Raw genomic sequence first — 13,563 nt, 5'->3', positions numbered from 1 at the left:
TCTCCATGGACCGTGATTTTTCGATGGACAGCGTAATTGTACAAATGTACTCTCGTCAATCATGAATGATATGAATGTACCAAAATCTGATTTGAAGGCACCGCAGACGGTGCTGGACGACCTGGCTGCCGAGCTTGAGGTATTGACCCCAGAGCTGCGCAAGGCGGCAAGCTATGTGCTTGAAAATCCGAATGATGTCGGCGTCAGCTCAATCCGCGAGATCGCAGATGCTGCCGGGGTAAAACCCAACACATTTGTGCGCATGGCACGGTCTGTAGGTTTTGAAGGCTATGAGGACTTCCGGCAGCCGTTCCGCGAAGCGATCCGCAGCAGAGGTACAGATTTTCCGGACAGGGCGCGTTGGCTGCAGTCCCTATCCAAAGGCGGCCAATTGGGTGAGCTCTTTGCCGAAATGGCGGCCTGTGCAATCTCGAACATCGAGAACACTTTTGCGGCAACCGATGCGAATGCCATGAAAGCGGCCGCCGATGCGATCGTGAATGCGCGGCACACCTATGTGCTCGGCGTTGGCGTCAACAACTCCAACGCCCGCAACTTCACCTACCTTGCAGACATGGCCGTTGACACGATCTGGACGATCCCGCGCATGGGGTCCGTCGCAACCGACGACTTGGCCCGGGCAGACAAACGCGATGTGTTGCTCGCAATGACCTGCAAACCGTATCGGACCGACGTGATTGAAGCCGTTGAGGTTGCCCGCGAACAGGGCCTGACAATCATCGCAATCTCTGACAGCCCGGCTTCTCCCATCGTGGTCGGCAGCGATCACGCCTTCATCATCGACGCCGAAACCCCGCAGTTTTTTCCCTCGTCCGTGTCAACGATCGCGTTGTTGGAAACGCTGCTTGCCTTTGTCATTGCCGACGCACCACCCGATGTCGTTGCAAACATTGAGAAGTTCCACACCCGCCGCCATGCCATGGGGCTCTATCAGGAAGAATGGAAGGACCGCTCATGAACGTTCACAGCCAGCTGATCCATTCGCTCGAAGCGCGGTACTACACTGACCCTGCTCACTTTGAGCGGGAGAAGGACGGCCTGCTGGCACGAACGTGGCAATTTGCAGGACATGCGTCTTTGCTGCAAAAACCAGGCGATTATTTCACGATCGACATCGCAGGTGAAAGTATTGTCTGCCTGAAGGATCGCGAGGGTGTGCTGCGCGCCTATTTCAACGTTTGTCAGCACAGGGCCCATCAGCTGGTTCAAGGCGAAGGCAACACCAAGCTGTTGGTGTGCCCTTATCACAGCTGGACTTATGAACTCACGGGCGGTCTGCGATCCGGACCAAATGTCAAGTCCGTCCCGGGGTTCGACCGCAACCAGATTTGCCTGAGCACCGTCCAAATTGAAGATTTCTGCGGCTTCCTGTTTGTAAACCTGGATCCCAATGCCAGGCCCATGGACGAGTGGTTTCCAAATGTCCGGGAAGAGCTGAGATCCTTTGTTCCGCATATCGACCGGCTGCAGCCGCTCGAATGGGTGGAAATTGAAGAAAACTGCAATTGGAAAGTCTCGGTCGAAAACTATTCCGAGTGTTATCACTGCCCCATCAACCACCCGACTTTCGCGACCGGTGTCATCAAGCCAGAAACCTATGACATCCAGCCGCAAGGGTATTGCCTGCGCCACACAACAGAATGTCAAAATCTGGAGCGCATGACCTATGAGATTGATCTCGATTCCAACGAGCATGCAGGAGACTATTCCTCCTGGTTCTTGTGGCCGTTGTTCTCGTTCCAGGTCTACCCGGGCAACATCCTGAACACTTATCATTGGCGCGCGGTCGATGTGGATCACGTCGTTGTCTGGCGCGGCTGGTACACCATCGACGGTGTCGACAGTGAAGTGGTGCGCCGTCTTGCCGTGCAGGACCGCTCAACCACGGTCGAAGAAGACATCTACCTGGTGGAATCGGTACAGCGCGGACTGAGAAGCCGCGGATACAAGCCCGGTCCGCTGGTGCTGGACCCAGCCTGCGGAGTGCATTCTGAACATTCGGTACAGGCGCTGCAAAGCTGGATGCGCGAAGCATGACGAGCGAACCAGCGCCCAAGGCTTCCTGGCACATGCCGGACGTCTGGACGGCTGATCAGAAGCTGTTTCCGCATCAGGTCGGGTTTACCTGTCCACCTCGTGACTGGGATGCTGCCCCATCAGATTTCTTGCGCATCGCGCCCCCCTCAGTTGGAGTACACGGATGGATGCTCCATGCGCCCGACTACGGGCACCAACTCGACCAGCGAAAGCAGAACTTTGCGATGCTGGAGGAATTTGCCGCGCTGATGGCAAACAATGGTGCGGACGTGTGCGGTCAGGTGGGTTCCAACTGGGTGCACGCCTCCGGCCTGGGCGTTGAGGGTATCTCAGACTTCTGCAAAAAGATGAGCGATAGACATGGTCTCGCGTTTCACATGGCTGGCTATGCGATGGTTGAAGCCTTGCGTGCCATGAACGTTGAAAAGGTGGCCTTGAACGCAGTCTATCACTGGCCAAAGTGGTGGCAGGGCACGGTCGGGTTCTTGAAAGAAGCCGGGTTCGATGTGCTTTGGGCAGGCAATTTCGTGGACCAGGGCTGGTTTTCCACTCAGGACGACATCAACAAACAACGCTGGATCTTTGAAGGTGATCTTGCAGCAAAAAGCTTCGATTACGTTGCCAAAAAGGCCCCGCAGGCAGATGCCTACCTTGCCAACGGGATGGTCAATTTCCGCACAGGTCCCAACCAGCAACCGCAACGGATGCTGCACCTCACAAGTATGCTTGAAGACCGCCTCGGCAAACCGGTGATCGCGCATGACACGGCACTTTACTGGCGGATTTTCAAATCGCTGGGGCTGGCTCCGGCTGGCGAGAACGGGCAACTCTTGAGGTCTCTGAATGCATAAGATTATCGCGCTATGGGCTGTGCCACGCTCGACCTCCACTGCCTTTGAATGGATGATGCGCCAAAGAGGAGATCTGGAGTGTCTCCACGAACCCTTTGGCGAGGCCTGGTATCAGGGAGAAGACCCGTTTTGGCCGAGGTGGACACCTGGCAACAAGACAACGGCGGGGCTTACTCTGCAAAGTGTTTGGCAGGACATTCAACAGCGCGCTGCCAAAGGCCCGGTATTCATCAAGGACTTCCCCCATTATGTGAACCATATGTGGGATGCAGAGTTTCTTTCCAACTTCACCCATGCCTTCCTGATCCGCGATCCAGCCCTCACCATCACCTCGATGTATGACAAGTGGCCGGATTTCGATGCCGCCGAAGTCGGGTTTCCAGAACAACGGGCCCTCTACGATCTGCTCACGGCCTTGAACGGCACACCTCCGCCGGTGATTGACAGCAATGACTTGCTTGAAACGCCGGAGAAAACGATCGAAGCCTTTTGTGAAGCCGTCGGCATTCCGTTCATAAAGGAAGCGTTGTCTTGGGAGCCTGGTGCCGACACCGGACAATACAGCTGGTGGGATGGCGGGTCGTTTCATGAAAACCTGAAGCGGTCCACGGGCCTGACACCCCAAAAGCGGAAATACGTGGACATTGCAGACGCTCCTGCAAGGGTCCAGCACGTCCACAAACGTATGAAGCCGCATTACGATCGGCTCTATGCCAACAGGATTATACCCTCGTGACCCAAGTACCAGCTTACTGGCAAAATTTCATCGACGGCGCGTTTGTGGACGGTGGCGGAGGACGTCTCGACGTGCTCGATCCGGGCACCGGAGAGAAACTTGCCGAGCAGGCGCTGGCGGATGCCGCTGATGTAGACCGCGCGGTCAAGGCTGCCAAACGGGTCAGCGATAGCCGCACGTGGATGGATCTTCGCCCTGTAGAGCGGGGCCGGATTGTCCGCAAAATGGGTGATTACCTTCTGGATCGCATCGATGAAATCGCCCCAATCCTGACCCGGGAAGCAGGAAAGCCACTCTGGGAAGCGAAGCTCGAAATCGAGGGCGCAGCCCGGTATTTCGAATACTACGGCAACCAAGCCGAAACTATGGAAGGCCGGTCGATCCCTTTGGGCGGCGGGTATTTCGACTTTACCGTCCACGAGCCTTTTGCCGTTTCCGCCCAGATCATTCCGTGGAACTATCCGATGGAGATGACGGCTCGCTCGGTCTCGGCCGCGCTTGCGGTGGGATGTGCTGTCGTTGTCAAGACGCCGGAACTTGACCCGCTCACGAATAAATACTTCGCGGATGCGGCCCGCGCCTGCGGCCTGCCGGCAGGCGTATTGAACATCCTCTGCGGTCTTGGCAAGGAGGCAGGAGCAGCTTTGTCCGCCCATCCCGACGTCAATCAGATCGTCTTTACCGGGTCTGTTGCTACAGGCTCGGCAATCGCAACGTCAGCGGCCCGGAACGTCGTGCCCTGTGTACTTGAACTTGGAGGGAAATCGGCTGCGATCGTCTACGATGACGCCGATCTCGACGCGTTCCTTTCGGATGTACGCTGGGGCATCTACTTCAACGCAGGCCAAGTGTGTTCGGCCATGTCCCGCGTCATCGCCCATGAAGCCATCCATGACAAGCTGGTGGACGGCATTGTCGGTATGGCGGAAGGCCTCAAGGTCGGTGCGGGTCTCGAGTTTCCGGAATTTGGCAATAACATGGGCCCGATGATCTCTGAAGGCCAATGCCAGCGGGCGGCAGGCATGGTCTCTCAAGCTGAACGCGAAGGAGCCCGGGTTGCGACCGGCGGCCGCCGCATGAACCGCCCAGGTTACTTTCTCGAACCAACAGTTTTGACCGGCGTCGCCCCTGATATGACAATTGCGAGCGATGAAGTTTTCGGTCCGGTGCTGTCGGTTCTAAAGGCACGCGATGAACGTGAAGCGCTCGAGATCGCCAACGGCACACCCTACGGCCTGGTGGCTGGGGTCTTCACCGCCAATGTCGACCGAGCCATGCGCGCCTCCCGGCAACTCCGGGCAGGTCAGGTGTTCGTCAATGAATGGTACGCTGGCGGGGTCGAAACGCCGTTCGGCGGCTTTGGTAAATCCGGCTATGGCCGGGAAAAGGGCCGTGAGGCTCTGCTCAATTACGTTCAGACCAAAAACATTGCAATCAGGATAGGCTGATGGACCAGGATCTGTTTGAAAAAGGACTTGCTCAACGCAAGGCAACCCTCGGCGCGGAGTATGTGGAGAAGAACCTTGCCGCCGCCGATGACTTTACGCGGCCGTTTCAGGAAGCAATGACGGCATGGTGCTGGGGCTTTGGCTGGGGCGATGATGTGATCGACGCCAAGACCCGTTCCATGATGAACCTCGCCATGATCGGGGCGCTCGGCAAGATGACCGAATGGGAAACCCATTGCCGCGGTGCCGTTACAAATGGCGTTTCCAAGGAGGAGATCCGCGCCATCATCCACGTGATCGGCATCTATTGTGGCGTACCTCAGGCCCTGGAGTGCTTCCGGGTGGCCAAGAAGGTGTTGGAAGAAGCGGATCTCTGAGAACGCCGCATAAACGCGTTTGAAGACCTGCGTTTTCTCGCGATCTTTAATTCTTATGAGAGACCGGGACCTGATTGTCCCGGTCTCCACTCTTAAATCAGTCCGCTTTTGGGAGGGGTTTGTACGCCACCGCATCGATCTCGACCTTTGCATCGACCATTAGCTGGGAACGCACCGTTGAGCGGGCAGGACCACCATTCGGGAAATAGCTGGCGTACACCTTGTTGAAGGTCCAGAAGTCCCGTGTATCGTCCAGCCAGACGCCGACCTTCACAACGTCATCGAGCGTGCAGTCCGCAAGGGCGAGCGCTGCGATGACGTTTTCCATTGTGCGTTTGGTTTGGCTTTCCACGCCGCCCGGTTCGATCTCGCCATTTTCCTTCATGGCGACCTGGCCGGAAATGAAAACAAAGTCCCCAGCGCGTACGGCTGTTGCAAAGGGAAGAGGTTGTCCGCCGGCACCGGTTTTACCGCCGCCGAATCGTTCGATCGTGGCTTGGCTCATGTTCAAGCATCCTTTTTGGTTTTTAAGAGGAGAGGGTCATATGGGGCGCGGTAATCGCGCCGTAGGCAGTGGTCGAACGCGCGGCGGCACGATTGGCAGTGGCCGCAGCTTCGACTGCATTGCCAGAGCGCAGCCACGCGGCCATGAAGACACCGTTGAAACAGTCTCCGGCACCGGTCGCGTCTACCGTCTCCACGGCTTCACCCGGGATCGTCTTAACTCCGTCCCCGCAAGAGACGGCAACACCATCGGCACCGAGCGTCAAGGCAACAACGCGCGCTCCAAGAGTGTGGTAGAACCGGACGATCTCTTCCGGGCTTGTGTGCCCGGTCAGCGCACGGGCATCTTCAAGGCCCGGCAAGGCGATATCGCAGTGTTTCATGACCTCATGCGTCACCGCGCGGGCTTCGTCCAGCGACCAGAGCGTGGTCCTTAAATTCGGATCAAAGGCCACTGTCCGGCCGTTTGCGACAGCGACTTCAATCGCGTGGCGTGTGGCGTCCCGCAATTCACCTGATACAGCCAGGCTGATACCTGAGGCATAAACCAGCGATGCGTCCGCGATGGCTGATTGAGGGATATCCTTCCGGGTCATCCGGGACGCAGCCGAGCCCTTGCGGCGATAGAGAAACTTGTGCCCGCTCGCATCATGCTGGACAAAATAAATCCCGGTATCCTCACCCGGCTTTGACGTCACGTACTTTGTGGACACGCCTTCTCGTTGCCACGTTTCCTGAAGATTTTCGCCAAAGGTGTCTGCGCCGATATTGGCGATCAATCCGACATAAGCCTGCTGGCGTGCCGCTGCGATACAAACATTGGAGACGTCGCCACCGCAACCGGGCAAGAAAGAGCCGTCGGGCTGCTCGTTGAGCTCATAGAGCGGTTCCCCGATACACAGTATGTCGACCATGGATCAGACCACCTTGCCACGGGCAGATACGGGCGACGGCCCTAACGCTTGTTCACCCCGGATAAGCTGGACTTCATCAACCATATTGCTGACCACGCAGACGTGATTGGGCACGATCCGGATCCGGTCACCCACCTCAAGGCCAATGGTTTCGGCGCGCAGCACGCCGTGCTCTTCCGACAAGGCATCAACGGTTATGTCCGGGCGGCCGAGAACGAGGCCATGACCGTTCAGTCCGAGGAGATCCGAGGTCAGGACCTTGGTACCGGCATCAATGACGGCCCGGTCTGGAGCTGGCACAGAGACAACCGTTGTAAGTACCGTCAAAGCGCAGTCGCCCCAGTCACAAACACCCCGGCTCACCAAGGAGCGGTCATTGTAGACGTATGTGCCGATCCGGTATTCGGTCGCAACCGGTACTTCTTCCGCCTGCCACATTCCAGGTGATCCACCGTTCGAGATCACAGCGACCTCCAGACCATCAGCCACGATCATGTCCCGGGCTTTGGTGAGCCAGTCCTGCACCTCTGCTTCCCTACCAGCTGGCGGATAGGTCATCAGCCCGCCGAAGGTGAGGCCGGGGCTCTGGTTTATGATTTGCGCCAGGTCTCGCGCCGCTTCCGGACTGGTGACACCGCACCGCTCCGCGCCGGTGTCGCATTCAACCAGCACGGTGAGCCGGCTGGCGGTGTCAGAAAAAGCGTCCGACAAACCCTTCACGGTTGAGGTGTTATCCGCAACGACACTCAAGCGGACCTTCCCGGCCAGCGCCTTGAGCCGTTCCAGCTTCTCCGCCCCAAGGACATTGAAGGTGATCAGGACATCATCGATGCCACCGTCCGTGATCATCGCTTCAGCTTCGCTGATCTTTTGGCAGGTGATACCAATTGCTCCGGCGTCAAGCTGACGCTTTGCCAGAAACGGCAGTTTGTGGGTCTTGATATGCGGGCGCAAGGCAAGACCATGTTTCATACAATAGGCCTGATAAGCGTCGATGTTTGCCTCGGCGATGTCGAGATCAACGAGTACTGCCGGCGTTTGGATATCTTCAAAACTCATGCAAGGGCCATTTCGAACGGGTTGGAGACGATCGGCCACAGCGGGCGCGTCAAACGGGTATAGGGCGTCGTTTTCGGGTCATTGGGGTAAGGACCGTCAACAGAGGCATAAAGTACCTCCGCCGCAATCTTTGAAAATGCACCGTAGAAGTGGTTGGTCGACTTCACCACCAGAACTTTTTTGGCCGAGATGTCGATGCCGAGATTGGTAAAGAGGTCGGGCGAAAATGCCTGGCTGCGATTGGAGTTCAGCACCACATCGATGCCGCCAAGCCGGATAACAGAACAGTCGCCCAGCGGAACAATCGATGTGCCGAAGCTTTGCACCGCCTCCCGCTGATTTTTCAGAACGGTCACGGTCGCGTCGACCGGATAGCCAGCGGTCGAGGACGTCTTACCGCCGAAGCGCAGGTTGAGACGCGCCCCCTCCCCGGCCGCATGACAGAGCCGCACCGCCATGGGGTCCCAAATGGTTCCAAACGCTGCAGATTTGAGATCCTGGGTTATGGCTTCCCGCAGTATCAAGGTGGAATCCCCGGCTACACCGCCACCTGGATTGTCCCAGACATCCGCAACGACCACCGGGCCCTTGTCCGCTCTGGCAGCCTTGGCCAAGGCATCCGATGCTGTCAAAAACTGAGGTTTCGTCTGCCCCCGGAAGGAAAAGAGTTCCTCGCCCAAACGTGCCGCGATCTCATTTCCCTTGGGCCGGTCATTGTCGGTCACAACAACGATCTTGGCTCCGAGGTCCGGAGAATCTCCGGCCATGAACCCATGAATGGCCGACACGGAAAGGACGGTTCCATCTTCTTCCAACGCTTTCATGCGGTCGACAAAACCGCGCATTGGAGCCTGACTGGTCGGCAGGATATCGATCATGCGCACATCATAGGCGGATACGACCGGTTTGATTTCGCCCCTCAAGGCCCGCAAGACCAGCGTAACGCATGCTTCGCCCGTTTCAGCAAAATCCGTATGCGGAAACTCCTTGAAAACCGTGATGATGTCCGCATTGTCGACCCGCTTCTGACTGAGGTGACTGTGCGGATCAAAGGTAACGCCAATGACCGTCTCTGGTCCGACGATATCCCGAACCGCTTCCAGAAGGGCGCCTTCGCAATCGGTACAGCCGTCGGCGATCATCGCGCCATGTAAACCCAGAACGACGGCATCCAACGGCAAGGCCTCACGAACCTGTTCCAGGATCTCGTCACGCAAGTAGACCCAAGTCCCGGCGTTCAAAAGCCCCCCAGGCTCCGCCCAGGTAGCAGTCCCCTCGATAAGGTCGAAATCAAGGTCCTGAGATGCCCTGCGAAGCGCTGGAAAAACACCGCTGCACAGAGTTGGCGTTTCCGGATGAGCGCCGGGAGCTGCATAAAAACTCTGCTTGAAGTCAGAAAAATCCGTTCGCAGGGGCGAAAACGTATTTGTCTCTGTGGCGAGCGATGCACAGAAGATCCGCATGGATTGGGTCCTGTCCGGGTTATTGTTATATGCCGGAGACCATTTGGCGGCCTCCGGCAAGTTCTTCAGACGGCCATCCGGCCGTGCCGATCAGTTCAGATAGGAGGCTTCGTTTGCTTTGTTGACTGCATCGCGGAACTTCACCAGAAGTTCGTTGGCCTTCGGGTCGAGGTTTTCCGCAACATGCGTTTCGAAGGCAGGTTGAGTGGCTGCTGCCATCTCCGCCCGCTGGTCATCGCTGAGCGCGGTGACCTTGATGTCATCGGCGAGCCCTGCAAGACCGCGGTCGGAAGCTTCAATGATGCGAGAAAGACCCCGGCTGGCTGCAACACAGTTCTCGGCTGCAGTGTGCACGGTGGCTTTTTCGCTGTCGGACAGGCCCTCGTAGAAGGCACGGTTCATCAATAACGTGTACGGTGAGAACAGGTGATTGGTCAGCGTCAGATATTCCTGGACCTCTGCGAAATTGGCAAAGGAAATGATCGGAACCGGGTTCATCTGACCATCAATCACGCCGGTTTGCAGGCCAGAATAAACCTCGCCCCAAGAGAGCGGATAAGCTTCTGCTCCAAGGGCTTTCACGATCGTTTGGTGAGACGGAAGGGTCATCGTGCGAATGCGAATACCGTCAAAGTCGGCCAGGTTGGCAATCTCGCGCTGCGAGTTCGTGACGGCAAAGAACCCGCCCGTGTCCGGGAACCCGAGCACAACAACATCACCAAGTTCAGCCTCAATGTCTGCGGCAAGCGCCTTACCGAAATCTCCATCGAAGACTTCATAGGTGGCGGCATTTCCGTTGAAGGCGAACGGCAGGTTCAGAACATCAATGCGCGGATAATAGCTTGCAAGCGCGCCGGTAGACGTCAGCGTCGCCTGAAGCAGGCCATCACGCACCTGCTGAACATGTTCTGCCGCTGAACCAAGCTGGTTGGAGCCGAAGACTTCGACAGAAACACTGCCGTTGGTGCCGGAGGTGACGAGGTTGTCAAAGACGGCAGTGCAAGCATGAGCCGGATTTTCAAACGGGTCGGTCTTGTTGTCGTGACCGAAGCGAATGACGCCTCCGTCCGCATAGGCGGTGCTGGCGATCAAGGTGGCGGCAAGCGCCGCAGATAGTGCAGTCCGTTTCATGTGATTACCCTCTCTGGTGTTTGTTTTGGTTAGCTGGCAAAGCCAAGGAGTCTGGGCAGGAGCAGGGCGGCGTCCTCCCAGAAAGCGAAGATGAAGAGAATGGCGACCTCGGCGATCAGGAACGGCATCAACTTCACCGAGATGCGTTCCAGGCGTTCTCCGGTCACGGAGGAAAGAACAAACAGACAGGCCCCGACAGGCGGCGTCATCAGCGAAATGTTCAGCGCAAGGACGAAGATGATTCCGGCGTGGATCGGCTCAAGACCAACCTGCTCGGTCAAAGGCACAAGCACTGGCGCAAGGATGATCAGGATTGCGGTGATATCCATGACCATGCCGACAACCAGCAAAAGGCCGATGATGATGGCGATGACGGCATACCGGTTGTCGGAAAGGCTCAGGACCGTCTCCGCCATGAGCTGCGGAATACGTTCAAAGCTCATCCACCAGCCCAGCACGCTGGCAAAGGCAATGATGACGAAGATGACCCCGGTGATCCGTGCAGTGCGGACCAGCATGGAATAGAAGTTCTTGAAGGTCAGCGTGCGGTAGACGACAGCGCCAATGAAGAGCGCATAGGCAACGGCAATGGAAGCTGCCTCTGTCGGCGTAACGATACCGCCAAGAATTCCGCCAAGGATGATAACCGGCATGGCAAGTGCCGTCAGGGAGGAGACGAATGTCTGCCAGACTTCCTTGAGGCTGGCCCCGCGCAAGGCTTGCGGCAGGTTTTCCCGCTTGCCCCCGACTACGATGACGCCCATGCATACGGCGCAGATCACGAGGCCCGGAAGGATGCCAGCCGCAAACAGCCCCGCGATCGAGACCCCCATAAGGGAACCATAGACCACCATCAGACCGGATGGCGGAATGGTTGGGCCAATGATCGAGCCGGCGGCTGTGACAGCGCAGGCGTAGTCCCGCTTGTAGCCTTCCTTGACCATGGCCGGAACCAGTGTCCGCCCGAACGCTGCAGCATCAGCGGTTGCAGATCCGGTCAGACCGGCAAAGAAGACGGATGCCAGCATGTTCGTGTGGGCAAGACCACCGCGAAAGCGACCAACCAGGACCTGAGCGAGTTTCACCAAACGGGTTGTTATGCCCGTCCCGTTCATGATCTCACCGGCCAGAATGAAAAACGGCATGGCAAGGAACGGAAAGATGTTCAGTCCGTTGAAGATTTTGCTCGGTCCTATCGCTAGGAACGAGCCGCCGCCCATATCGATCAGACCGATGACACCGGCAAGACCGATGGCAAATCCGATCGGCATGCCAAAAAGGATCAGAACGACAAATGAGATGGCGACGATCATTGGCCGTCCTCCACTACAGGTTCGGAGAAGACGGGTTTGTCGAGGTAACCACCGAGGTCCCGCAACAGCACGAGAACAAGCTGAACCGAACACAGCGCCGCGGAGACGGGAATCGCCGCATAGAAGGGCGCCAGACTCATGCCGAAGATCATGGCGTGCCGAGGCGCACCGCTTTGGGCAAAAGCAATTCCATACCAGGCGACATAGAGGAAGAGCGCCAGCGACAGCAGATCAACCGCGATCAGCAATATTCGCCTGACGGAAACCGGAAAGATCATGACAAAGGCCGTGAGCCCAATATGATCGCGCCGGGCGATACCGGAGGACACAGCGAGCATGGCTGCCCATATCATCAGATAGCGTGCCAGCGTTTCCGGCCAGGGCAACTGCCAACGGAAGTAGTAGCGGTCGACGACGCCAAGCCAGACATCGAGCACAAGGGCGAGCATTAAGCCCGCAACAACGAACTCGACGACCTTGTTCACCCGCTCGCTTGTTATGGCTGCCCAATCCTGAACCAACATCTTCCTCCCAGAATGCGGCCTGTAACTCAGTTACGTTTATGACATCAAACGACCTTAAGATCAACGCCAGTATGAAATTTAGTTACAAATTTAGTTTCGTTTCGCTTGATTATTCGGAGTTTCTTGATTGTTTAGACAGAGATATGTAACTTAGTTTCATGGCAAATGACCCTGAAGTTACATTTGAAACTGAAACACCTGATGCGGCAGGCACTCCCATGCGGCCACCTCAAAAAGGCGGACCGGGTGTTTTTGACGTGCTGTCCGCACTGAACAATCTGGATGGGAACTTTGCTGCGCAGGAGCAAAGGGTCGCGACCTATGTCAAGAACCACCTTGATGCGATCAGCAACATGACAATCGGTGATTTGGCCGATCACTGTGAGGTCAGCAAACCGACGGTTATCCGGTTCTGCCGCAGTTTGGGATGTTCAGGTTTCCGGGACTTCAAGCTGCGCCTGGTGCAGAACCTGGCTGTGAGCGCACAATACATGAGCGCGAACACAATACCCGACGTTCCAGACACCAACACGGCCATCGATCAGGTGATCGGCGCGCTTTATGCCTCGGTCGACACTCTTCGGAAGCAAGTCGAGACGGACATGCTGGATGCAGCCAAGGACGTTATCCTGAATACACGGCAAATCCTCTTTGCCGGTATCGGCGGCGGCTCGTCCATGATCACTCAAGAAGCGGCAAACCGGTTTTTCCGGCTTGGTATACCGTCATTCCATGTAAGTGACAGCTATCTGCTCCAGATGCGGGCCGCAACGCTCGGGCCCGGAGATACGCTCTTTCTGGTCTCGGCCAGCGGTGAAGCAGATGCAATCGTAGGCGCTGCGGAAATTGCAAATGGTTATGGCGCGACCACGATTTGCATCACAAAACCGGGAACCAGGCTTGCAGCCGCAGCCAAAGTTCCGGTCCTGATCGACGTCCCCGAAGACCGGGCGATCTTTAAACCGACAGCCTCACGATATGTACATCTGGTGGTGATCGATGCATTGGCGACCGCAGTGGCGCAGGAATCTGCGGACACGACGAAAGAAAACCTCCGCCGCATCCGCGCCTCCCTCACCGCCTATCACGGCCGCACCGGACCACAGCCACTGGGTGACTAAGGCACGGTCTGGCGTTTCGCTTCTGGAGATCTGCAAGGTGTCTTCAGCAAGCCGCAACTGGAGC

General features: G+C 57.1%; 14 protein-coding genes. 7 read left to right on the top strand and 7 right to left on the bottom strand.

Translation table 11 applies throughout. The features are described from left to right. The first annotated feature begins 70 nt into the window (after nt 1-70). Genes ACQY4Z_RS17165 through ACQY4Z_RS17140 form a run of 6 tightly spaced genes read left to right on the top strand, consistent with a single transcriptional unit; the run spans nt 71 to nt 5,470 of the window. Nucleotides 71-979, top strand: coding sequence for a MurR/RpiR family transcriptional regulator (locus ACQY4Z_RS17165; protein WP_428523255.1), 909 nt, complete (start codon nt 71-73; stop codon nt 977-979). Next, nucleotides 976-2,058: an aromatic ring-hydroxylating oxygenase subunit alpha gene (locus ACQY4Z_RS17160; RefSeq protein WP_428523253.1), complete on the top strand. Its 1,083-nt coding sequence runs from the start codon at nt 976-978 to the stop codon at nt 2,056-2,058. Before ACQY4Z_RS17165 ends, ACQY4Z_RS17160 begins: the two co-directional genes overlap by 4 nt. Continuing rightward, nucleotides 2,055-2,909, top strand: coding sequence for a hypothetical protein (locus ACQY4Z_RS17155; protein ID WP_428523251.1), 855 nt, complete (start codon nt 2,055-2,057; stop codon nt 2,907-2,909). The genes ACQY4Z_RS17160 and ACQY4Z_RS17155 overlap by 4 nt, the downstream gene beginning before the upstream one ends. Next, nucleotides 2,902-3,645: a hypothetical protein gene (locus ACQY4Z_RS17150; protein WP_428523249.1), complete on the top strand. Its 744-nt coding sequence runs from the start codon at nt 2,902-2,904 to the stop codon at nt 3,643-3,645. Before ACQY4Z_RS17155 ends, ACQY4Z_RS17150 begins: the two co-directional genes overlap by 8 nt. Continuing rightward, complete coding sequence (locus ACQY4Z_RS17145) at nt 3,642-5,093, top strand: aldehyde dehydrogenase family protein (RefSeq protein ID WP_428523247.1); 1,452 nt, start codon at nt 3,642-3,644, stop codon at nt 5,091-5,093. The genes ACQY4Z_RS17150 and ACQY4Z_RS17145 overlap by 4 nt, the downstream gene beginning before the upstream one ends. Then, the gene (locus tag ACQY4Z_RS17140) at nt 5,093-5,470 is read left to right on the top strand and encodes a carboxymuconolactone decarboxylase family protein (protein WP_055670597.1); all 378 of its coding nucleotides are present in this window, start codon (nt 5,093-5,095) and stop codon (nt 5,468-5,470) included. Before ACQY4Z_RS17145 ends, ACQY4Z_RS17140 begins: the two co-directional genes overlap by 1 nt. Nucleotides 5,471-5,567: 97 nt before the next feature. Here the strand turns inward: ACQY4Z_RS17140 and ACQY4Z_RS17135 are convergent, their stop codons facing one another. From ACQY4Z_RS17135 to ACQY4Z_RS17105, 7 genes are all read right to left on the bottom strand, one after another. Further along, nucleotides 5,568-5,975 (bottom strand): RidA family protein, encoded by a 408-nt coding sequence (locus ACQY4Z_RS17135; protein WP_409693685.1) that lies wholly within the window; start codon nt 5,973-5,975, stop codon nt 5,568-5,570. Between the two features lie 22 nt (nt 5,976-5,997). After that, nucleotides 5,998-6,888: a sugar kinase gene (locus ACQY4Z_RS17130; protein ID WP_428523244.1), complete on the bottom strand. Its 891-nt coding sequence runs from the start codon at nt 6,886-6,888 to the stop codon at nt 5,998-6,000. A 3-nt stretch (nt 6,889-6,891) separates the two neighbouring features. After that, complete coding sequence (locus ACQY4Z_RS17125) at nt 6,892-7,947, bottom strand: D-TA family PLP-dependent enzyme (protein ID WP_428523242.1); 1,056 nt, start codon at nt 7,945-7,947, stop codon at nt 6,892-6,894. Then, complete coding sequence (locus ACQY4Z_RS17120) at nt 7,944-9,410, bottom strand: M81 family metallopeptidase (protein ID WP_428523240.1); 1,467 nt, start codon at nt 9,408-9,410, stop codon at nt 7,944-7,946. Before ACQY4Z_RS17120 ends, ACQY4Z_RS17125 begins: the two co-directional genes overlap by 4 nt. Nucleotides 9,411-9,500: 90 nt before the next feature. Next, on the bottom strand, nt 9,501-10,541 hold the full coding sequence (locus ACQY4Z_RS17115) for a DctP family TRAP transporter solute-binding subunit (protein WP_428523238.1): 1,041 nt from the start codon (nt 10,539-10,541) through the stop codon (nt 9,501-9,503). A gap of 29 nt (nt 10,542-10,570) precedes the next feature. Next, nucleotides 10,571-11,854: a TRAP transporter large permease gene (locus ACQY4Z_RS17110; protein WP_422021630.1), complete on the bottom strand. Its 1,284-nt coding sequence runs from the start codon at nt 11,852-11,854 to the stop codon at nt 10,571-10,573. Beyond that, nucleotides 11,851-12,378 carry a TRAP transporter small permease gene (locus ACQY4Z_RS17105; RefSeq protein WP_428523235.1) on the bottom strand — a complete coding sequence of 176 codons (528 nt, stop codon included), beginning with the start codon at nt 12,376-12,378 and terminating at the stop codon, nt 11,851-11,853. Before ACQY4Z_RS17105 ends, ACQY4Z_RS17110 begins: the two co-directional genes overlap by 4 nt. Nucleotides 12,379-12,536: 158 nt before the next feature. Between ACQY4Z_RS17105 and ACQY4Z_RS17100 the strand changes: the two genes are divergently transcribed. Further along, nucleotides 12,537-13,499: a MurR/RpiR family transcriptional regulator gene (locus ACQY4Z_RS17100; RefSeq protein WP_428523233.1), complete on the top strand. Its 963-nt coding sequence runs from the start codon at nt 12,537-12,539 to the stop codon at nt 13,497-13,499. The last annotated feature ends 64 nt before the right edge of the window (nt 13,500-13,563 follow it).

This window comes from Roseibium sp. (assembly GCF_965276855.1).
In the GTDB taxonomy this organism is placed as follows: domain Bacteria; phylum Pseudomonadota; class Alphaproteobacteria; order Rhizobiales; family Stappiaceae; genus Roseibium.
The sequence above is the reverse complement of the archived record's forward strand: the minus strand, read 5'-3'. Positions and strand labels throughout refer to the sequence as shown.